The sequence below is a fragment of the Streptomyces sp. NPDC057543 genome, from assembly GCF_042801895.1.
Taxonomy (GTDB): domain Bacteria; phylum Actinomycetota; class Actinomycetes; order Streptomycetales; family Streptomycetaceae; genus Streptomyces.
This window is the reverse complement of sequence record NZ_JBHVFF010000045.1, coordinates 16293-37573: the sequence shown is the minus strand read 5'-3', so window position 1 is coordinate 37573 and position 21281 is coordinate 16293. Positions and strand designations below refer to the sequence as shown.

The 21281-nt window shown below is 71.5% G+C and carries 16 protein-coding genes; 6 read left to right on the top strand and 10 right to left on the bottom strand.

Annotated elements, in window-relative coordinates; genetic code table 11:
* Positions 1 to 126: 126 nt before the first annotated feature.
* Positions 127 to 798: an endonuclease NucS gene (gene nucS, locus ACFU8Q_RS10860; protein WP_266748611.1), complete on the bottom strand. Its 672-nt coding sequence runs from the start codon at positions 796 to 798 to the stop codon at positions 127 to 129.
* 260 nt (positions 799 to 1058) lie between these two features.
* Between nucS and ACFU8Q_RS10855 the strand changes: the two genes are divergently transcribed.
* Positions 1059 to 1451: an SCO5389 family protein gene (locus tag ACFU8Q_RS10855; RefSeq protein ID WP_030971516.1), complete on the top strand. Its 393-nt coding sequence runs from the start codon at positions 1059 to 1061 to the stop codon at positions 1449 to 1451.
* Between the two features lie 102 nt (positions 1452 to 1553).
* Here the strand turns inward: ACFU8Q_RS10855 and ACFU8Q_RS10850 are convergent, their stop codons facing one another.
* Positions 1554 to 2597, bottom strand: a complete 1044-nt coding sequence (locus ACFU8Q_RS10850; protein ID WP_384450923.1) for an LLM class flavin-dependent oxidoreductase — start codon at positions 2595 to 2597, stop codon at positions 1554 to 1556.
* 209 nt (positions 2598 to 2806) lie between these two features.
* Here ACFU8Q_RS10850 and ACFU8Q_RS10845 point away from each other — a divergent pair, with 209 nt between their 5' ends.
* The gene (locus ACFU8Q_RS10845) at positions 2807 to 3136 is read left to right on the top strand and encodes an ATP/GTP-binding protein (protein ID WP_384450920.1); all 330 of its coding nucleotides are present in this window, start codon (positions 2807 to 2809) and stop codon (positions 3134 to 3136) included.
* A gap of 28 nt (positions 3137 to 3164) precedes the next feature.
* Here the strand turns inward: ACFU8Q_RS10845 and ACFU8Q_RS10840 are convergent, their stop codons facing one another.
* From ACFU8Q_RS10840 to mce, 7 genes are all read right to left on the bottom strand, one after another.
* The gene (locus tag ACFU8Q_RS10840) at positions 3165 to 4046 is read right to left on the bottom strand and encodes an ABC transporter permease subunit (protein ID WP_384450917.1); all 882 of its coding nucleotides are present in this window, start codon (positions 4044 to 4046) and stop codon (positions 3165 to 3167) included.
* Entirely contained in the window at positions 4043 to 5188 is a 1146-nt protein-coding gene (locus ACFU8Q_RS10835) for an ABC transporter ATP-binding protein (protein ID WP_384450914.1), read from the bottom strand. Before ACFU8Q_RS10835 ends, ACFU8Q_RS10840 begins: the two co-directional genes overlap by 4 nt.
* A gap of 217 nt (positions 5189 to 5405) precedes the next feature.
* Positions 5406 to 6185, bottom strand: coding sequence for an ABC transporter permease subunit (locus tag ACFU8Q_RS10830; protein WP_384450911.1), 780 nt, complete (start codon positions 6183 to 6185; stop codon positions 5406 to 5408).
* A gap of 5 nt (positions 6186 to 6190) precedes the next feature.
* Entirely contained in the window at positions 6191 to 7183 is a 993-nt protein-coding gene (locus ACFU8Q_RS10825) for an ATP-binding cassette domain-containing protein (protein ID WP_384450908.1), read from the bottom strand.
* A 96-nt stretch (positions 7184 to 7279) separates the two neighbouring features.
* A complete protein-coding gene (locus ACFU8Q_RS10820) occupies positions 7280 to 8218 on the bottom strand; it encodes a cellulose-binding protein (RefSeq protein ID WP_384450906.1) in 939 nt (312 codons plus the stop codon).
* A 185-nt stretch (positions 8219 to 8403) separates the two neighbouring features.
* On the bottom strand, positions 8404 to 12261 hold the full coding sequence (gene scy, locus ACFU8Q_RS10815; protein WP_384450903.1) for a polarized growth protein Scy: 3858 nt from the start codon (positions 12259 to 12261) through the stop codon (positions 8404 to 8406).
* Positions 12262 to 12425: 164 nt separating this feature from the next.
* Positions 12426 to 12854: a methylmalonyl-CoA epimerase gene (gene mce / locus ACFU8Q_RS10810; protein ID WP_384450900.1), complete on the bottom strand. Its 429-nt coding sequence runs from the start codon at positions 12852 to 12854 to the stop codon at positions 12426 to 12428.
* Positions 12855 to 12989: 135 nt separating this feature from the next.
* Here mce and ACFU8Q_RS10805 point away from each other — a divergent pair, with 135 nt between their 5' ends.
* The 4 genes from ACFU8Q_RS10805 to ACFU8Q_RS10790 all read left to right on the top strand — a co-directional run bounded on the left by ACFU8Q_RS10805 (position 12990) and on the right by ACFU8Q_RS10790 (position 20439).
* Complete coding sequence (locus ACFU8Q_RS10805) at positions 12990 to 14189, top strand: acetyl-CoA C-acetyltransferase (RefSeq protein ID WP_384450897.1); 1200 nt, start codon at positions 12990 to 12992, stop codon at positions 14187 to 14189.
* 113 nt (positions 14190 to 14302) lie between these two features.
* Complete coding sequence (gene meaB, locus ACFU8Q_RS10800; RefSeq protein WP_383750990.1) at positions 14303 to 15259, top strand: methylmalonyl Co-A mutase-associated GTPase MeaB; 957 nt, start codon at positions 14303 to 14305, stop codon at positions 15257 to 15259.
* A 382-nt stretch (positions 15260 to 15641) separates the two neighbouring features.
* Positions 15642 to 18101, top strand: a complete 2460-nt coding sequence (locus ACFU8Q_RS10795) for a protein kinase (protein ID WP_384450894.1) — start codon at positions 15642 to 15644, stop codon at positions 18099 to 18101.
* A gap of 28 nt (positions 18102 to 18129) precedes the next feature.
* Positions 18130 to 20439 (top strand): protein kinase, encoded by a 2310-nt coding sequence (locus ACFU8Q_RS10790; RefSeq protein WP_384450891.1) that lies wholly within the window; start codon positions 18130 to 18132, stop codon positions 20437 to 20439.
* Between the two features lie 161 nt (positions 20440 to 20600).
* Here ACFU8Q_RS10790 and ACFU8Q_RS10785 read toward each other — a convergent pair whose 3' ends face one another.
* Positions 20601 to 21197, bottom strand: a complete 597-nt coding sequence (locus tag ACFU8Q_RS10785; RefSeq protein ID WP_384450888.1) for a PepSY domain-containing protein — start codon at positions 21195 to 21197, stop codon at positions 20601 to 20603.
* Between the last annotated feature and the right edge of the window lie 84 nt (positions 21198 to 21281).

Sequence of the window (21281 nt, the reverse complement as noted above, 5' to 3'; positions counted from 1 at the left end):
GACGTACACGTCCGGCGTTCGAAGAAGTTCGACGACGAAGCTCGGAGAAGAAGTTTCGACGACGAGGCTCGGAGAGGAAGTTCGGAGGGCAGGTTCGAGGGCGTTTCGCGAGGGGCGGAGGAGGTCTCAGAACAGCCGCAGCTTGTCGTCCTCGATGCCGCGCAGCGCGTCGTAGTCGAGGACCACACAGCCGATCCCGCGGTCCGTCGCCAGCACCCGCGCCTGCGGCTTGATCTCCTGCGCCGCGAAGATGCCCTTCACGGGGGCGAGATGGGGATCGCGGTTGAGCAGCTCCAGATAGCGGGTCAGCTGCTCCACACCGTCGATGTCGCCGCGCCGCTTCAGCTCCACGGCCACGGTCTGCCCGTCGGCGTCGCGGCACAGGATGTCGACCGGCCCGATCGCGGTGAAGTACTCACGGCGGATCAGGGTGTAGCCCTCGCCGAGTGTCTCGATCCGGTCAGCGAGCAGTTCCTGCAGATGCGCTTCGACGCCGTCCTTGATGAGGCCCGGGTCGACACCCAGCTCATGGGACGAGTCATGGAGGATTTCCTCCATCGTGATGATCAGTTTCTCGCCCGCTTTGTTCACCACGGTCCAGATGCCCGCGGTGTCGTCCGTACCCTCCTTGAGGGTGCAGGGCGGTGACATCCAGTTCAGGGGTTTGTACGCCCTGTCGTCGGCGTGGATCGACACGCTCCCGTCCGCCTTCACCAGGATCAGACGGGGAGCGGAGGGCAGGTGGGCCGTGAGCCGGCCGGCGTAGTCCACGGAGCAGCGGGCGATGACGAGACGCATGGTCGGCAACGCTACTCGACGACGGGTGCTCCACGCGATTCTCCCCCTTCCGCCCGCGATCACCGGACCGATGGCTTTCGGTCTTGCCCCTCTTTGCTCCCCTTCGTTATTGGCCGGTTGTGTTCCCAATCTCCTGGTGCGGCCAGGACTGCACCCTTACCTTGTAAGCAGGAGGTCGCCGTGTGTGCACGCTGCGTCGCCGTCCTCCTTCCCTGCCCGTAAGGCCCCGGCCCGTCGTCGGGGTCGCGAGAGGAGAACCCATGTCGCTCGACGTCTCACCGGCGCTGTTGGAACAGGCCGAGCGAGGCGAGGTCGACGAAGCCGACTTCGTCGACTGCGTCCGGACCTCCCTGCCCTACGCATGGGAGATGATCAGCTCCCTGGTGGCTCAGCTGAAGGTCGACGGCGGAGAGTTCGCCGACAACCAGACGCCCCCGCCGGACGAGCAGGCACGTGGTCAGCTGCTGCGCGCGCTCGCGAGTGATGCGATACGCGGCGCTCTGCAGCGGCACTTCGGGGTGCGTCTGGCATTCCAGAACTGCCACCGCGTCGCGGTGTTCCCGCTGGATGCCTCGGTCGACGAGCGGCTGGCCCGATTTACCTCGGTGAGGGGTCAGTTGCTCAATCAGTCGCCCGAACTACGGGACTGCTAGGGCCTGTCCGGCGGATCAGGACCTAACGCTTCCGCTGCCGTTCCGGGCCGCGATCGGTGCAACTGGCTCCGGGGCGGCAGCCCCCGTACCTCTTACGGCTTGTCAGGTGAGCAGCGGACGCACTTCGGTGCCCAGCCGCGCTACGTTCTCCTCCGTGGCCGCCAGATCTCCCGAACCCTCCACCAGGAGCGCGAAGCGGGTGATGCCTGTCCGCTCGGCGGTGGCGGCGAGCCGGTCGGCGGCGAGCCGGGGCGGGCCCACCGGATGAAGGCCGCACAGCAGCTCCGTATAGGCGACCGGGTCGCGCATCACCCGGTGCCGGCCGTCGACCGTCACATGGGCGTCCAGGCCCTGCCGCAGCCAGCCGGGCATCGTCTTCACGAGCGTCTCCACGGCGTCCTCGGCACGGTCGGCGATCTGGGCCACCCCTGCGGACACATGTCCGGCTTCCCGGACGCTCTCGGGCGAGCGCCCCGCGGCGAGCGCGGCGGAGCGCCACAGGGCGACCATCTCGGCCTTCTCCTCGTCCCCGCAGTGCATCCCGAGCAACATCGGCAGACCCTTCTCCGCGGCGAGCCGCACCGTCTTCGGCGAGGTGCACGCGACCACCACCTCGGGGCCGCCGGGGCTCTCTCCGCCGTCCTGCCCGAGCAGCTCGTCGGCCCGGGGGACCACCGCCACCTCGCGGAAGCCGTAGCGCTCCCCGTCGCCCGCGACCCGGGACTCGGTCAGCCAGTCCAGCAGCAGCTCCAAGGACTCCGGGAAGCCCTTCTCGTACGCCTCCAGGCCCCCGCCGAACACCTCCAGATCCACCCAGGGGCCGCCCCGGCCGACGCCGAGGGTGAATCTGCCGCCACTGGTGAGGTGGAGCAGCGCGGTCTGTTCGCCGAGCGCGACCGGGTGCTGGGTGGGCAGCACGCTCACCGCCGTACCCACCCGGATTCTCCGGGTGCGGCCGAGCAGCAGCGCGGCCAGTGTGATGGCGGACGGGCAGACCCCGTACGGCACGAAATGGTGTTCCGCCAGCCAGACCGAGTCGAGGCCGGATTCCTCCGCGATCTCGGTGGACCGGATCGCGCGGTGCAGTGCTTCACCCGGCCCCTGTCCCGGAAACTGGGCTGCCAGTACGAACGTTCCGACACGCATCGCCAATTGCCTCCTTGCGGCCGACGCGGGCTCTCCCCTACCCGCAACAACGCCTGACACGTGCCAAAGGCACGGTCGGACGGCAAGTTTTGCGATTTTCCGGTAACTCACCCCGTCCGGGGCGCCGCCCTGCGCGGTGCGGGACACGGGGCTCGGCCGAATGGCCCTACGCTGGACGGAACTGCCCAGCCTGCCCCGTGAGGTGTCACGTGTCCCCGCGCCGCAACCGCCCCCGAGGCGGCGAGAGTCCCCACGACAGCACAGCGGAGCCGGGGGCCCGGTACGGCGGTGGGGGGCGCACCGAGGAGTGGCGGGGCGAGGAGTGGACGGTACGCCCCGTCAGTGGCGCGAGCGCGGCCGGCAAGCGCTACCGCTGCCCCGGCTGCGACCAGGAGATCTCGTCCGGCGTTCCGCACCTGGTGGCCTGGTCCGAGTACAGCGGGATCGACGACCGCAGGCACTGGCACAAGGCCTGCTGGAACGCGAAGGACCGCCGCACCACACAGGTGCAGCGGTCCAGGAACGCGCCTCGCTACTGAGGCCGGCGACCGGGCGGTCGGGGAGCGGTCAGACGTCGCGGTTCTCCAGCGTGATGTACGCGGCGAGCATGGCCACGGCGGTCACCCCGAGCATGATCCACAGGGGGTCCCAGCCGGACGGCCCCGATCCGGTGACCGAGGTGTCGTAGAAGGCACTGAGCTGGCTGGGGATCGAATACTCGAAGAGCGCCCGCTGCAGGCCGGCCAGCGCCTTCGTGAACATGAACAGGGCCAGCACGAGCGGCAGCAGCACCACCCCGATCATGATCGTGATCGCACCCGCGGAATGCCGGATGAGCGCACCGACCGCCAGCGAGAGGAGCCCCAGCGTCGCCATGTAGAGGCCGACGCCGACCGTGGCGCGCAGCCATTCGCCGCCGGTGGGCGCACTGCCGTCCAGCATGGCCGACTGCAGCGCGGCGACCGCCGTGGTCACCACGGTCGTGATCGTGAAGGTGAGCAGGAAGAAGACGATCGCCTTGGCGGTGAGCACCCGGGCACGGCTGGGGCACGCCGTGAGCGTCGTACGGATCAGGCCCGTGCCGTACTCGGAGGCGATGGTCATCACCCCGAGCGTGATCACGCAGATCGAGCCCAGGAGCACGCCGAAGAAGCCGAAGCTCAGCTTCGGGACGCTTTCGGTGTGGGCCTCGGTCACGTTGAGCAGGACCGCTGTCGTCACGCCGAAACCGAGGACCAGCACGATCATGATGCCGAGCGTCCACATGGTGGAGCGCACCGAACGGATCTTGGTCCACTCGGAGGCGAGCGCGTCACCGAGGGTGGCGGCGCGCAGCGGGATCGGCGAGTCGTAGAGCCCGGCCGAGGTGTCCTGCCAGTTCTGCTGCGGGGCGTCGGAGAGGGCGGGGGCCTGCTGGTACGGCGCCTGCGGGGGCGGCGGTGTCGTCATCGGGCGTCCTCGCTGGTCTCGCTCTTGGTCGGGTCTGCGGGGGCTGCGGCGGGCATCGGGGCGGGTACGACCGGGGCCGCCGGGGCCGCCGCGTACGGGTTCTGTCCGGGCGGCGGCGGGGCGTACCAGCCCTGCTGCGGCATCTCCGGCACCGGCTGCGGCCCGTAGCCGGGCGGCCCGCCGTACCCGCCGGGCACCGGCTGCTGCAGCCCCACCTTCTGGTCCGCCGTCGAGCGGTAGTCCACGGCGCCCTGAGTCATCCGCATGTACGCCTCCTCCAGCGAGGCCTGGTGCGGCGAGAGCTCCCACAACCGGACGTCCGACTCGTGGGCCAGATCGCTGATCCGCGACAGTTGCAGACCGGTGACCCGCAGGCCCCCGTCCGGCTCCGGCATGACCTGGCCGCCCGCCTCGGTGAGCGCGGCGGTCAGCTTCTCCCGCTGCTCGCGCACACCGTCCGCGACCCGCACCCGGGCGAAGTCGGCCGAGTTGGCGGAGATGAACTCCTTGACGCTCATGTCGGCGAGCAGCTGCCCGCGGCCGATCACGATCAGATGGTCGGCGGTGAGCGCCATCTCACTCATCAGATGGCTGGAGACGAAGACCGTACGGCCCTCCGACGCCAGCGTCTTCATCAGATTGCGGACCCAGAGGATGCCCTCGGGGTCGAGGCCGTTGACCGGCTCGTCGAAGAGCAGCACCTTCGGGTCGCCGAGCAGCGCCGCGGCGATGCCGAGCCGCTGGCCCATGCCGAGCGAAAAGCCCTTGGACCGCTTGCGCGCGACGTCGTGCAGACCGACGACGCCGAGCACCTCGTCGACCCGGGCGGCCGGGATACCGGAGAGCTGGGCGAGCGAGAGGAGGTGGTTACGGGCGCTGCGGCCGCCGTGCACCGCCTTCGCGTCCAGCAGCGCACCCACCTGACGCGGGGCGTTGGGCAGGCTGCGGAAGGGGTGGCCGCCGATCGTGACATGACCGGAAGTCGGACGGTCCAGGCCCAGCATCATGCGCATGGTGGTGGACTTGCCCGACCCGTTGGGACCGAGGAATCCGGTGACGGCGCCCGGCCGCACCTGGAAGGAAAGGTTGTGCACGGCCGTCTTCGCACCGTAGCGCTTGGTCAGGCCGACTGCCTCGATCATGCTCCAGCCCCATCGACTTCTGTCTGTCGTCGGGGCCCGGGCCGTCCGGCCGCACACCCCCGTAAGAGTTAGGAGGATATCCAGGCCTTGACGGTTCCGGCCAAGCCGTTGCTCGAGTGCATCCCCGCGTCGGAGCGGACGGAGCGCTTCCAGGAGCGGGACGCGCATTCCCGGTCACCCGCCCCGGAGCACTCCGGTCACCCGCCCCGCCCTTCGCTCACGCGTCGCGTTTCTTCAGCACGAGATAGCCGCCGACCAGCGCGGCAACCACCCACGCGAGCAGAATGCCGAGCCCGCCCCACGGACCGTACGGAGCGGGGTTGCTGTTCATGGCGTCCGGAACCACCTGCATGATCTTGGACCCGGCCTGGTCGGGGAAGTAACGCGCGACCTTCTTCGCGCCGGGGACCGCCGAGAGGATCTGCGAGACCAGGAAGAAGAACGGCATCAGGATGCCGAGCGACAGCATGGAGCTGCGCAGCATCGTCGCCACACCCATGGAGAAGATGCCGATGAGGCCCATGTAGATGCCGCCGCCGACGACCGCGCGCAGGACGTTCTCGGCGCCGATGTCCGTGTGGTGATCGCCGAGGAGGGCCTGCCCGAGGAAGAACGAGACGAAGCTGGTGACGATGCCGACCACCAGGGCCAGCACACCGGCGACCGCGATCTTGCTGAAGAGGAACGAACCACGTTGCGGTACGGCCGCCAGCGAGGTGCGGATCATGCCCGAGCTGTACTCCGTACCGACCACGAGCACACCGAAGACGACCATGGCCAGTTGGCCGAGGACCATACCGGAGAAGCTGATGAGCGTCGGGTCGAAGGTGGCCCGCTCCGCGACGGGCAGGTCGCTGAACTGGGCGTTCATCAGGGCGCAGAGCGCCGCGCTCATCGCGACGGTGACGACGAACGCGGAGATCAGGGTCCAGACGGTCGACGAGACCGTACGGATCTTGGTCCACTCGGAGGTCAGGACCGCGGGTACCGATGCCATCGTCGTCACGCCCCCTTCCCGGTGCCGGAGGGCGTCTGCCGACGGTACGGATCGTCCCAGTGCGGGCCCACGGGAGGCACCGCCTCGGCGAGCTCGGAGTGTGCGTGGTACTCCACCGAATCCGCCGTCATCTGCATGAACGCTTCCTCCAGGGAGGCCCGCTGGGAACTCAGCTCGTGCAGCACGATCTGATGCCGGGCGGCGAGCTCGCCCAGCGCCTCGGTGGTGGCGCCGTCGATCTCCAGCGTGCCGTTCCCCGACTCGACCACGACGAGCCCCTCCTGGTGCAGCACATCGCGCAGCCGCTCCTGCTGCGGGGAGCGCAGCCGTACGTAACTACGGGAGTTCTGATGGATGAAATCGGCCATCGAGGTGTCGGCGAGCAGCTTGCCCTGACCGATCACGATCAAGTGGTCTGCGGTGAGTGCCATTTCGCTCATCAGATGTGAGGAGACGAAGATCGTCCGGCCTTCCGCGGCGAGTGCCTTCATCAGATTGCGGATCCAGTGAATGCCCTCGGGGTCCAGACCGTTGACCGGCTCGTCGAAGAGCAACACCTGGGGGTCGCCGAGCAGCGCGGCCGCGATGCCGAGCCGTTGGCCCATGCCGAGCGAGAAACCCTTCGACTTCTTCTTCGCCACCGCGCTCAGGCCGACGGTGTCCAGGACCTCCGCGACCCGGCTCTCCGGGATGCGATTGCTCTGGGCGAGGCAGAGCAGGTTGTTGTACGCACTGCGTCCGCCGTGCATCGACTTGGCATCCAGCAGCGCACCGATGTATTTGAGGGGTTCCTCCAGGTCGCGGTAGTGCTTGCCGTCGATGCGCACCGAACCGCTGGTCGGGTTGTCGAGGTCGAGCATCATCCGCATCGTCGTGGACTTGCCCGCCCCGTTGGGCCCCAGAAAGCCCGTCACCATTCCGGGTCTGACGCGGCACGAGAGCCGGTCGACGGCAACCTTGTTGCCAAAGCGCTTGGTGAGGCCATCAAGCTCGATCATGCGTTCACGCTAGAACGGCCGCGCGCCCGGCGCCACCACAAAGGCGGAACCGGGCGCGCGAGGCTTGCAGGGCCGTACGACTGCGGTACTCCGGGGTCAGCGAGTCTGCTGAGCCGGAACGCCGCGGGTGACCGGCTCGTCGTCGGCGGGGGTGCCGGCGGCGGCCACCGCGGCACCGGTCAGCGTCGCCAGCATCTCGCGGACGTTGGTCAGCTGCGCGTTGATCGAGTCGCGGCGGTTGGTGAGCGCCGCCAGCTCGCGCTCCGACTCGCTGCGGATCCGGTCGGCCTTCGCGTTCGCGTCGGCGACGATGTCCTCGGACTGGCGCTGTGCGGTCTCCACCGTCTGACGGGCCCGGCGCTCGGCGTCCGTACGGAGCTTCTCGGCCTCCAGGCGGAGCTGCTCGGCGCGGTGCTCGATCTCGGCGAGGCGCTTCTCGGCCTTGGCCTGACGGGACGCGAGGTCGCGCTCCGACTGGTCGCGGCGCTTGGCCAGGTTGGTCTCGAAGTCCGCGGCGGCCTGGGCGGCCTTGGCGCGGGTCTCCTCGAAGAGGGCGTCCGCCTCCTCACGCTTCTGCGCGGCGTCCTTCTGGGCGTCGGCACGCAGCGTGCCGGCCTCGCCCTTGGCCTTCTCGACGATCCGGACGCCCTCGTCCTCGGCCTTCGCCTTGCGCTCGGCGGCGAACGACTCGGCGTCGTTGCGCACCTGCTGGGCGGCCGACTCGGCGAGCTCACGGTGCTGCTCGGCGGCGCGACGGGCCTCCTCGCGCAGGTCCTTCGCCTCCTCCTCGGCCAGGCGGAGAATCTTCTCCACGCGGGCGCCGAGACCGGCGTAGGACGGCTCCGCGTCGTTCACCTGGGCCTGGGCGTTCTGCGTTTCGAGGTGGAGCTCCTCGATGCGCTTTTCCAGAGACGTGATGCGGCCGAGAGCACTATCACGGTCGGCGACGAGCTTGGTAATGCGGTCATCCACCTGACCGCGGTCGTATCCACGTCGCACGAGCTCGAAGCCGAAGGGGGAGGAAGGGTCGCTCATGGGGTTCCTGTCGAATGAGACCGGTGAGGTGTTAGGGGGAATCCTAGGGGTGCGGACGGCGTGTCATCGAGCGGATGCCCTTTTGATCTGGAGAATGACACCCCTTTCGAGTGGCTGACCCACCGTAACTCTTGCCACTCGGAGAGTTGAACGCTCCTGACGAAGCACGGGAGATGACGGGGCGACTACCCATCGGACGACTTGCCACTCGAACGAGTGCCCGCCGAGGCCCCGGCCTTGACGCCGCCGTTGGAAGAGCCGCCCTTGCCGCCGACGGCCGGTGTCTCGAACGACTCCAGTGCTTCCAACACGTCCTGGACACGCGAGATCTCGGTGTTGATGTCCTCGCGTCGGCGCACCAGCAGATCGAGCTCGCGCTTGCCCTCGTCCACCGTGCGCTTCGCCTCGGTCTCGGCGTCGGCCCGCAGCTTCTCGGCCTCGCGGATCAGCGTGGCCTTCTTCTGCTCGGCCTCCTTCAGCAGCGACTCGGCCCGCTTCACCGCGGCGATCCGGACCTTGCTCGCCTCCGAATTCGCATCCGCCAGCAGCTCCTTGGCCTTGGCCGCCGCATCGTCGCGCTGTTCGGTCGCCGCCTTCATCAGGTTGTCGACGCGCTCGCCCGCCGTCCTCATCTGCTCGGACGTCTCCCGCCGGGCCCGGTCGTGCAGCTCCTCGATCTCGCTCTCGATCCGGGCCCTGAGCTCCTCGGCCCGCTCCCGGATGGCGGTGGCGTCCCGGCGCGCGCCGACCAGCAACTCGTCCGCGTCCGTACGGGCCCGCTCCACCAGGGAGTTGCCCTCGACGGTCGCCTCCGAGGTGATCCGCACGGCTTCCTTGCGGGCCACGCCGACCATCGTGTCGGCCTGCTCCTCGGCCTCGGTGGCGGCGCGAAGCGCCTCCTCCTGCGCCTTGTTCATCAGCTGGTCCGCCTGCTCGGCGGCGTCGGCACGGCGCTTCGCCGCGGCCTCCCGCGCCTCGTCCAGCAACCGGTCCGCCTCCTCGCGGGCCTGAGCACGCATCAGCTCGGCCGCCGCCTCCGCCTCGGCGCGCACCCGCTCCGACTCCTCGCGGGTACGGGCCGCGTGCTCCTGCGCCGAACCGACGGTGGCCGCCGCCTCCGCACGCAGCCGCTCCGCCTCGTCGGCGGCCTCGCCCGTCGCCCGGGCCGCCTGCTGAGTCGCCTCGTCGACCAGTTCGTTCGCCCGCTGTGTCGCCTCCTCGACGAGCCGGGTGGCCTGCTGCGTCGACTCCGCACGGACCCGCTCGGCCTCGCTCGTCGCCTCGCCGACCAGCCGGTCGGCCTGGGTCGCGGCGTCGGAACGCATCCGGTTGGCGTCCTCGCGGGCCTCGGCCCGGCTGCGCGCCCCGTCCTGCTCGGCCGAGGCCAGCGCGTCGGACGCCTCGGTACGCATCCGCTGGCTGTACTCCGCGGTGTCCGCCCGCAGCCGTTCCGACTCGGCGATCGCGTCCGAGACGGTCCGCTCGGCCATCGCCTTCGCGGCCTCGGACTCCTCCTGCGCCTCCCGGCGGATCCGGGCCGCATCCTCGCCCGCCCGCTCGCGCTCCGCGTGCGCGTCGGCGCGGAGCCGGTCCGCCTCCCCCTGCGCCTCGGACTTCGTCCGCTCCGCGACATGCTCGGCGGTGGAGCGCAGCCCGGCGATCTCCGCCTCGGCCTGCTCCTGCAACCCGCTGACCGAATCCCGTACCTGCTGGGCGGTCTGCTCGGCCGTGGAGACCAGCTCCGTCGCCCGGCTGTCCGCCTCCTCGACCAGGCGGTGCGCCTCGGCCTGCGCCTCCTCGACCCGCTTGCGGGCGGAAGCGAGCAGCTCCTCGCTCTGCTCGCGGGCCCGCTCGCGCTCCTGGTTCGCCTCGGTACGCGCGGCGTCGAGGGTCTCCTCGGCCTCCCGGCGGCGCCGGTTCGCCTCCTCCTGCGCGGCGGCCAGCGCCTCGGCGGCCTCCGTGCCCACCCGCTCCGCGGCGGCAGCGGCCTCGGCACGCACCCGGTCGGCGCTCTCCTGCGCCTCGGACTTGAGCCGCTCCGCCTCGGCGGCCGCCTCACCGCGCAGCCGTACGGCTGCGGACTCGCCCTCCGCACGCGACCGCGACGCATCCGCCGCGGCCTCGTCGCGCAGCCGCTCCGCCTCGGTCTCCGCCTGCTCCCGCAGCGCCCGAAGCCGCTCGGCGGCCTCCGCGCGCAGCCGCTCGGACTCCTCGTTCGTCTCACGCCGGATGCGCTCCGCCTCGGCGCGCGCGTCCGTGAGCTCCTGCTCGGCGGTGGTGACCCTGGTCTCGGCCTCGGTGTGCAGCCGGGTCAGCTCCTCGGCCGCCTCCGTCTGCCGGGCCGCGACCGCGCGCTCGGTCTCCTCGCGCAGCCCCGCCGCCGCCTGCTCGGCCGCGGCGGTGGTGGACCGGGCCTGCTCCTCGGACTCCGTACGCAGCTGCTCGGCCTCGGCACGGGCCCGCTCCAGGGCCTCCTCGGCCTGCTTGCGGAGCGCACCGGCCCGCTCGGCCGCGTCGGTACGGACCCGCTCGCTCTCCGCGCCCGCGGTGCCGCGCAGCTCCTCGGCGTCCGCCTTCGCCTTGGCCAGCAGCTCCTCGGCGGTCTTCGCGCCCTCCTCGATCTGCTGGACGGCCTCGCGGCGGGCCTCGCCGCGGATCCGCTCGCCCTCGGCGACCGCCTCGGAGCGCAGCTGCTCGGCCTCGCCGCGCAGCCTGCGCGCCTCCTCCTGCAGCTCGACCGTCTTGGCCCGGTACTCCTTGGTGTCGTCCTTGGCCGCGCCCTTGAGCTGATCGGCCTGCTCGGCGGCCTCGCCGCGCAGCCGGTCCGCCTCGGCCTCCGCCTCCCGGCGGATCCGGTCGGCCTCCTCGCTCGCCGCGCCCGTGGTGGACTTCGCGTCCTCGGACGCCTTGGTCAGCACTTCCTCGGCGGCCCGGGCGGCCTTGGCGAGCTGGGCCGCGGCATCCTCGGCGGCCGCCGTGCGGGCCTTCTCAGCCGCCTCGGACTTCAGCCGGTCCGCCTCGGCGCGGGCATCGGCGAGCGCCTGCTCGGCCTCCGCCTTGAGGTTCTCGGTTTCCTTGGTGGCCTCACCGACCAGCCGGGCGATCTCCGACTTGGCGGTACGGGTGCGCTGCTCGTTCTGCGACTCGGCGGCGGCCAGCCGCTTGACGGCGGCCTCCTTCGCTTCGGCGGTGACCTTCTCGGCCTCCAGCCGGGCCTCGCGCAGCCGGGTCTCGGCCTCCTGCATGCGCTGCTCGGCGGTCCGGTTCAGCTCGGCGGTCTGCTGCCGGGTCTGTTCGGTCTCGGCCGTCGTCGACGTCCGCAGCCGCTCGGCGTGGCTGGTGGCCTCCTGTGCCTGGCTGGACGCGGCGTTCAGCAGCCGCTCGGCGTCCTTGCGGGCACGCAGCAGGATCGCCTCGGCCTCGGCGCGGGCCGACTCCGCCTCGGAACCGAGCCGCTGCCGGGACTCCTCCACCAGCCGACCCGCCTCGGCGCGCGCCGCCGTCAGGGACTGCTCGGCCTCGGTACGGGACTCCTCCAGCAGCCGGCGGGCCTGGGACTCCGTCCTGGCCCGGAGCTGCTCGGCCCAGGCGACGTTCTCGTTGACGTGGGACTCGACGGTCTGGCGGCGCTCGGCAAGCTCCTGGTCGAGCTGCTGGCGCCGCTGCACGGCCTCGTTGTGCAGTTCGGCCTGGAGCCGCGCCTGGTGCTCGGCGTGCTCCTGCAGGATGCGCTGCGTCTGCGCACGGGCGTCACGGAGCTCCCGCTCGGCGTCCGTCCGCAGCTGCTCGGCCTGGATCTGGGCATTACGGAGCAGCTGCTCGGCCTGGTAGCCGATGTCCGCGCTGTCGTAGGCGGGACGGGTCGCGAGATTGCGCCGAGCCTCGTGCAGCTTGGCGCGCAAGACCTCGACCTGGTAACCGAGGTCCTCGGCGTGCTGGACGGCCTTCTCCCGGTCGGTCTTCAGCCGGTCCATCTCGGCTTCGAACCGCGAGAGATGGTCGTCGTCAGCTCGGTGGCTCTCCTGGCGTTCGTAGCCCCGCACTGCGCGGTCCCATCCGTCCCCTGGTCGCAACTCTCCAACGAGTACCGTTCACCGGCGAACGGTCCCCCGGGGAATGGTGACAGATCAACGGCTGGGGACGCGGCGCGGCCCCGACCCGGCCCCGGCCCGGAACGGCCCACTCTACCGGGCCGGGTATCCGGAGGTCAGTGCTCCGCTGCGGAGGTGACCAGTTCGGTCAGGACGCCGTGGCAGTCCTTCGGATGGAGGAACGTGATCCTGGACCCCATGGACCCGGTCCGGGGCTCCTCGTACAGCACCCTGACCCCCTTCTCCCGGATGTCCGTCGCGTCGGCGTCGACGTCCGCGGTGCCGAAGGCGATGTGGTGGACGCCCTCACCGTTCTTCGCGAGCCACTTGCCCACGGCCGAGTCCTCCCGGGTCGGCTCCAGGAGCTGGAGGTAGGAAGCACCGCCGTCGGACGTATCGTTGATCTTGAGCATGGCTTCCCGTACGCCCTGCTCCTCGTTGATCTCGGAGTGGAACACCTCGAACCCGTAGGTCGAGCGGTAGAACTCGACGGTCCTGTCCAGGTCGAAACAGGCGATCCCGATGTGGTCGATTCGCGTCAGCATGCAACCAGTGCAGCGCTCCACAGATGGTTACGCAACGTGCGCGCGATCACACCGGCTGCGGGATGACGGGCGAGGTACCGCTCAGTACATTCATGTAAACCCTCGTTCACTCCTCATCCCAAGGGGCCGTGCCTCATGTCAGGAACGACCGGTACCACCTCAGTGATCGTCGCGGGCGCGCGTACGCCCATGGGCCAGCTCCGCGGCTCGCTGAAGAGCTTCTCCGGGGCCGATCTCGGCGGCTTCGCCATCAAGGCCGCGCTGGACCGGGCCGGCATCGGCGGCGATCAGGTCGAGTACGTGATCATGGGCCAGGTGCTGCAGGCCGGCGCGGGCCAGATCCCGGCCCGCCAGGCCGCGGTCAAGGCGGGCATCCCGATGAACGTCCCCGCGCTCACCGTCAACAAGGTGTGTCTGTCCGGGCTGGACGCGATCGCGCTCGCCGACCAGTTGATCCGTGCGGGTGAGTTCGACGTCGTCGTCGCCGGGGGCCAGGAGTCCATGACGAACGCCCCGCATCTGCTCCCGAAGTCCCGGGAGGGCTACAAGTACGGCGCGATCGAGATGCTCGACTCGATGGCGTACGACGGTCTGACCGACGCCTACGAGAACATCCCGATGGGTGAATCCACCGAGAAGCACAACACCCGGCTCGGACTGAACCGCGCCGACCAGGACGAGATCGGCGCCCTCTCGCACCAGCGCGCCGCCGCCGCCCAGAAGAACGGCATCTTCGAGGCCGAGATCACCCCGGTCGAGATCCCGCAGCGCAAGGGCGACCCGGTCCTCTTCTCCAAGGACGAGGGCATCCGCCCGGAGACGACCACGGAGTCCCTCGGCAAGCTGCGCCCGGCCTTCACCAAGGACGGCACGATCACCGCGGGCACCTCCTCGCAGATCTCCGACGGCGCCGCCGCGGTCGTCGTCATGAGCAAGGCCAAGGCCGAGGAGCTGGGCCTGGACTGGATCGCCGAGATCGGCGCCCACGGCAATGTGGCGGGCCCGGACAACTCCCTCCAGTCCCAGCCGTCCAACGCCATCAAGCACGCCCTGAAGAAGGACGGTCTGGAGGTCGCGGACCTCGACCTCATCGAGATCAACGAGGCGTTCGCGGCGGTCGCCGTCCAGTCGATGAAGGACCTCGGTGTCACCCCGGACAAGGTGAACGTCAACGGTGGCGCCATCGCGCTGGGTCACCCGATCGGCATGTCCGGTGCCCGCGTGGTGCTTCACCTCGCGCTGGAGCTGAAGCGGCGCGGCGGCGGCACCGGGGCGGCGGCGCTGTGCGGCGGCGGCGGTCAGGGCGACGCGCTGATCATCCGCGTTCCCAAGTAGGACCCGGGGTTCCCGGGCAGGAACGGCCCGGCCGAGCCGTACGTAGTACGTAATACACGGCGTCATACACGGCGTAGTACGCGGAGAGCACGCAGCGAGTGAACGGAGCGGTGATGGTGGACGTCCCCACCCTGGTCGAGCAGGCCCGTGCGGGCCGGCCGAGGGCCGTGGCCCGGCTCATCTCCTTGGTGGAGGGGGCGTCGCCGCAGCTGCGCGAGGTGATGGCGGCCCTGGCGCCGCTGACGGGCAACGCGTACGTCGTCGGCCTGACCGGTTCCCCCGGCGTCGGCAAGTCGACGTCCACGTCGGCGCTGGTCTCGGCGTACCGGCGGGCGGGCAAGCGAGTCGGCGTCCTGGCCGTCGACCCGTCCTCGCCGTTCTCCGGCGGCGCGCTCCTCGGCGACCGGGTCCGGATGTCGGAGCACGCCTCCGACCCGGGCGTCTACATCCGTTCCATGGCCACCCGCGGACATCTGGGCGGCCTCGCCTGGTCGGCCCCGCAGGCGATCCGGGTGCTGGACGCGGCGGGCTGCGAAGTGATCCTGGTGGAGACGGTCGGCGTCGGTCAGTCGGAGGTGGAGATCGCCTCCCAGGCCGACACCTCCGTCGTCCTGCTGGCGCCCGGCATGGGTGACGGCATCCAGGCGGCGAAGGCCGGAATCCTGGAGATCGGCGACGTGTACGTCGTCAACAAGGCGGACCGGGACGGCGCGGACGCCACCGCGCGCGAGCTCAACCACATGCTGGGCCTCGGCGAGTCCCGCGGTCCGGGCGACTGGCGCCCGCCGATCGTGAAGACGGTCGCCGCCCGGGGCGAGGGCATCGACGAGGTCGTCGAGGCGCTGGAGAAGCACCGGGCGTGGATGGAGGAGCACGGCGTGCTCGCCGAGCGGCGCACGGCCCGTGCGGCCCGCGAGGTCGAGACGATCGCCGTCACGCGGCTGCGCGAGCGCATCGGCGATCTGCACGGCGACCGCCACATCGACGCGCTCGCCGAACGCATCGTGGCGGGGAGCCTCGACCCGTACGCGGCGGCGGACGAACTGGTGGCGGGGCTCACCGAAGGCTGACTCCCGATCCGGCGTGGACGGGCCCGGGGCGGTGTGCGGGCCGCTTCGGGGGTGTCCGCGGGCTTGTGCGGCCCGCGGCTCGTGTGGCCCGGCCCGGTGCCTGTTCGGGCCATCGGGCCGCTCCGGGCTCCTCGGGGCGGCCGAGTCCCGGTGGGTCGGTCCTTGTCGGAGAACGCACGGCCCGTCCGACGGATGCCGAACCCTGGAACCGCCGTCCGGCGTCCCCCGTCCTTGATGGCTGAGGGTGCGTCAGCCGAGGCCCGGGGGTGCGGTTCCCGCCCTGTTCGGCGCTGCGGTCGATGACGTGTCCGTGGCAGGATTACGGCCGGACGCGGGCACAGGGCGTCCGGCTTCTCATGCGTGACGACGGGGGGAATGGCGCATGCTCGGGCCGTTGCGGGAGGACTCGCCCAGGCGGATCGGGCCCTACGGGATACGGGCCCGGCTCGGCGCGGGCGGCATGGGGGAGGTCTACCTCGGCGCCCCGGACGGCGGCGGCGACCCGGTCGCAGTCAAGACCGTCCGCCGCGATGTGGCCCAGGACTCCGGCTTCCGCAGCCGCTTCCGCCGCGAGATCACCGTCGCCCGGTCCGTTACCGGCCCCCATGTCGCGCCGCTCCTCGACGGGGACGCCGATGCCGAAGTGCCCTGGCTCGCCACCGGATACGTGGCCGGACCGACCCTGTCCGCCGCCGTCCGCCGGGCGGGCGCGATGGACGAGGCCGAGGTACGGATGCTCGGCGCCGGACTCGCCCGCGCCCTGGCGGCCGTGCACGCGGCCGGGATCGTCCACCGCGATGTGAAGCCCGGCAATGTGATGCTCGCGGCGGACGGTCCGCGCCTGATCGACTTCGGGATCGCCCGCGACTTTGGTGCGACCCCGCTCACCACCACCAGCCGCATGGTCGGCAGCCCCGCCTTCATGTCCCCGGAACACGTGGCGGGCAGCGGACGCGTCGTCCCGGCTTCCGACGTCTTCTGCCTCGCCTCCGTGCTCTGCTCCGCCGCCACCGGGCGCGATCCCTTCGGTGACGGGCCGGTCGCCGCCGTGCTCTACCGGGTCAAGTACGTCGAGGCCGATCTCGACGACGTTCCGGGCGCGCTGCGTGCCGTACTGGACCGCTGCCTGGTGTCCGACCCGGCCGCCCGCCCGGCCGCCGCCGCACTCGCGGAGTTGCTCGACCCCGGCGCGGCGGCCCGGTGGCCGGACCCGGTGGCGCAGCACATCGCCGAGCACGAGCGCGAACTGGCCCGCGTCATCGCGCTGAGCGGCCCGCTGCTGCCGGGATACACACCGACCGAGATGGCCGCCGGAAGTCCTCCGGCCTCCCATCAACTGCCCACCCAGGGAACCGATTTCACCCCCGGCCTGCACATCGCGCCCACCCAGGGCCCGGGACTCGCCCCGCCCCCGCGCCGCTCCCGGCGCGCCCTGGGCGCCGCCCTCGCCGCGCTGATCGTGCTGGGTGCGGCCACCGGGGGCATCCTGGCCTGGCGCAACAACCGCACCACGCCCAACGAGACTTCTCCCGGCGGCGGTTCGCCCACGGCCGCCGAGATCGTGGCGGGCGTGGGCGAGAACGGCGGCCCGGACGCCTCGGGCACGGTCCCGTACGGCCGCGAGGTCCGGCCTGCGGGGTGGAAGAAGTCCTGGCAGGGCAAGTTCACCGGGTCGCCGATCGGCTGTTCGGCGGGCCGGGACGTCGTGGTCTGCCGCAAGGCGGACGGCACGTACGAGGCGTTGTCGGCGGCGGACGGGCACCGGATGTGGGCGCTCGACACGGGGGAGACCTCCCGTGCGGCGGGCTGGGGGCCCACCGGTCAGTTCTTCATGCCGGCCAGTGCCACCCGCCCCACCGTGTACGACGACACGGTGCTGCTCGCCGCGGGTGACCGGCTGCAGTCGCTGGACGCCCGCACGGGGGAGGTCCGCTGGGAGACCCGCTCCGGTGGCGCGCACAGCCTGGGAAGCGCGCCGCTGGTCGTCGACGGTCTGGTCTTCGCCGCCGCCACAGGGTCGCCCGAGGGCGCGGAGCTCGCCGCGTACGACCTGAGGACCGGGGCCGAGAAGTGGCACGAGCCGCTGGCCCAGAAGGATCTGGCCAAAGCCGAGAGGGGCAACTTCTGGCCGGTCGCCACCGACGGCAAAGTGGTGTACGCGATCGGTGAGGACGGGCCGAAGGCGTTCCGGCCGACGGACGGCACGCTGCTGGGCACCGCGGGCGGCGAGGGCACGAAACCGGGCTGCGGGGATCTCCGGTTGCGGGGCGAATTCGCCTACTGCGCCACCTACGCCTCCAACGGCAGCGCTTCCGGCGTCGGCACCGACATGAGCGTGCTGCGGTTCGCGGCAGGAACGCTCGAGGCGCAGGGGCGGGTGCCTGTGGACTCCGCGCTCGTCGCCGAGGCGTCCGCCACCGCGGTCGACGACCGGGTGATGGTCCTCCGCCGGAGCAGCGAACACGACCTGGACGTGCGCGACGAGTTCGTCGTCGTCGGCCGCGACAACGGCCGGACCCTCGGCAGGTTCCCACTCGGCGCAAAGGTGGAGGAGGGCATGAGCAACCCGGCCTCCAACGCGTTGATCGTCGCCGACACCGTGGTCTGGGCGGACAGCACGACGCTGTACACCGTCCCGATCCGCCCCGACGGCACGTTGGGCGCACTGGGCAGGACTCGCCTGGCGGGCGCCCCGGGCCCGAGCCGCACACCGGAATACGACATGGCCGATGGCATCCAGCTGGACAAGGAACTGAACGACCCGCAGGTGCTGCCGGTCGGCGGCGTCGTGCATGTCGTCTACGACGACGGCACCACGATCTCCGTACCGCTGCCCGGATGAACGACGAACCGCTTGAGGGGACCGCGCAGTGATCGAGCCGCTTCCACCCGGCAGAGCCCGGCTGATCGGCCCGTACCAGCTTCTCGGGCTGCTCGGAGCGGGCGGCATGGGCGAGGTGTATCTCGCCCGGCCCGCCGGTGCGCCGGACCCGCTCGGCGGGCTGGTCGCGCTGAAGACCGTACGCGCCGATCTCGACCTCGACGACGGCTTCCGGATCCGCTTCCGGCGCGAGATCGACGCGGCGGGTGCCGTGCGCAGTCCGCACACCGCGGCTCTCGTCGGCGGCGACGCGAGCGGCCGGCTGCCCTGGCTGGCGACCGAGTACGTCCCCGGCCCCTCGCTCGCCGAGGCGGTGATCCGTGGTGGGCCGATGCCCGAGCCGGTGGTGCGCGAGATGGGCGCCGGTCTCGCCCGCGCGCTCGCCGACATGCACGCCGTGCGCGTACTCCACCGCGACCTCAAGCCGGGCAACGTGCTGCTCGGGGCCGACGGTCCGAAGGTGATCGACTTCGGGATCGCCCAGGCCTTCGACGCCACCCAGCTCACCCGGACCGGTGTGGTCGTGGGCAGCCCCGGCTACATCTCGCCCGAGCACGTCAATGGCTCACGGGCGCTCGTACCCGCGTCGGACGTCTTCTGCCTCGGTGCGGTGCTCGCCTTCGCGGCGACCGGTCGGGGCCCGTTCGACGACTCCGACATGGCCGCCGTGATCTTCCGGATCGCCCAGGGCGAGGCCGAACTGTCCGGCGTGCCACCACAGTTGCGCGCGGTGATCGAGCAATGCCTGTGCGGCGACGCCGAGGCCCGGCCGACGCCCCAGCAGCTGGCCGGCATGCTGCTGTCGGGCGACCGGGCGGACACGGTGGCCGGCGGACCGTTCCCCTGGACGGAAGCGGTACGGGGGCAGCTCGCCGCGCACGCGGCGGGGGCGCGCGCCGTCGCGGAGGCGGCCACGCCGGCCGCTGCCGCACCGCCGGCCCCGTCCGGCGCCCCGCACCCCGGCGGGCCCGCGCAGGCCCCGACGCCCGTCGCGCCGGTGGTCGTACCGGGTGACCGTCAGCGCGACAAGGGCCGTTGGATCGCCCTGGCGGCAGCGGCCGCAGTGGTGTGCGTGGTGCTGGGGGCGGTGCTCCTGCCGGGGCTCTTCGAGGGGGACGGCGGAGGCGACGACAACGCGGACGGTGGCGTGCAGCCGACCGCTTCCGCCTCGGACGCCGCGCGGACGCAGGCCGGGCCCGCCGTCATTCCGCGCGCGGACGCGGGTCGCACCGGGGACTTCGGCCCGGCCGCCACCGACGTCTCCAGGAAGCCGGCGGGCTGGAAGGCGTGGAAGGCCAAGATCGAGGACGGATCGGTGGAGTGCGTACTGGCGGACACGTCCCTGGTCTGCGGCGGCCCGCAGCGCATCACCGTGCTGGACGCCGCGAACGGCAGGCAGCGCTGGCGGACGGAGCCGGGCAGGGCGGGCAGTGGACCGGCCTCGGTGGCTGCCGTCATCGGCACCACCGTCTACGCCTTCGAGGACGGTGCCCTGGTGGCGCTCGGCCTCGCCGACGGCGCGGAGCAGTGGCGGGAGCCGCTGGCGGCCGGTGCCCGGGTGACCGACTCCGTCGAGTCCGACGGAGTCCTGTACTACGCCACGAGGGCCACCGGCACGGGCGCGGCCCGGATCCTCGCCCACCAGCTCACCGGCAAGCAGACCCGCAAGTGGGACAAACCGTGGGACGACCCGGCCGACGAGGGGGAACTGTCCTTCGCCGACGGCCGGCTCGTCGCGGTCGGCGACGGCGTCACCGTCCTGGGCAGCACGGACGGCGCACGGCTGGGAGCCGTCGCCGCCGGTGACATCACCTGCCGTACGCCGGTCCTGAAGGGCACGGAACTCCTCTGCTCGGGTCCGGACGGCCTGACGGTCGTCGATGTGACGGCCCCGCAGAACCGCCGGTCGATCGCCGCCGGCGTGGACATCGCCTTCCGGCCCGTCGTGTCACGCGACGGCAAGGTCGTGGTGAGCAGCCGTTCGCGGGTGTACGCGTTCGGCCTGGCCGACGGCAGGCAGTACTGGGCGACGTACGACGACAGCGGCGGGGGGCTGGATATCTGGGGCGCGCCCGTCCTCGCCGGTGACAGTGCCGTTGTGGTGGGTGATCAGGGGATCGGCGCGTTCGCCATGGGCTCCACGGGGGAGGCGGACAACACGGGCTCGCGGCTGCCCACCGAGTGGCCCGGCGGGCAGGGAGCCCGGCACGACCCGGCGTCGATCTCGTACATCGCCCGGGGAGACGTGGTGTTCCTGGGCTTCGGCGACGGGACGGTCATCTCCGTCCACGCGCCCTGATCCCTCCTGGGGTCTGTCCGGCGGACCAGGGTCGCACCGCTACGGCACCTCGCCGCGTTGTCGGAACGCCCGAATACAGCCAGTATGCGAGCGCCCCTCCGCCTTGCGATGCACCGCATCCGACGCCGCGCGCTGATCCACCAGGGACTACGGGACAGCCCTTAGTCGTCGTCACCGTCGCCTTCGCCGTCGTCCGACCGGTCCACCGTCACCTTGCCGGTGCCCGCGTCGACGTTCAGCTCGTGCTGCTTGCCGTCCTTGCCCCGGATGTCGACCTCCCAGTGCAGCGCGCCGCCGCTCCGGCCGCCATGGTGGTCCAGGTCGACCGACGTCACGGTCCCGGGGTTCGCCTTCAGTGCGGCGTCGACCGCCGCGTCCAGCGACACCCGGGCCGACCTGGGCGCATGCCGGTCTCGATCGCCGTCGTTGTCGTCGGAGACGTGCTTGCCGAGCACCTTTCCGTTACCCGCGTCCACCGTCACGTCGTGCCACGCCCTGTCCGAGCCGTACACGTCGACCTCCCAGACCAGACCGCCGTTCTCGTCGTCCAGCTCTGCCTCGGTGACCGTCCCCGGGACGGCCCGGACGGCGGTCGCGACGGCGTCGCCGACGGTGACGCGGGCGGTGCTGCCGCTCGCCGCGCTGCTCCTGGCGTCGCGGTCGTGGCTGTCGTCGTCCGTGAGGGCGACGGCCGTGGCGGCTCCGCCGCCGGCGAGCACGGCCGCGGTGACGGCGGCGATGACGATCTTGCGCTTCATGAGGGGTCCTCCTCGATCTGTGGCCGGTTTCGACAGGGACCACAGTGCCGGGGTGATGCTGAAGGCAGCCTGAAGCCACCTGAA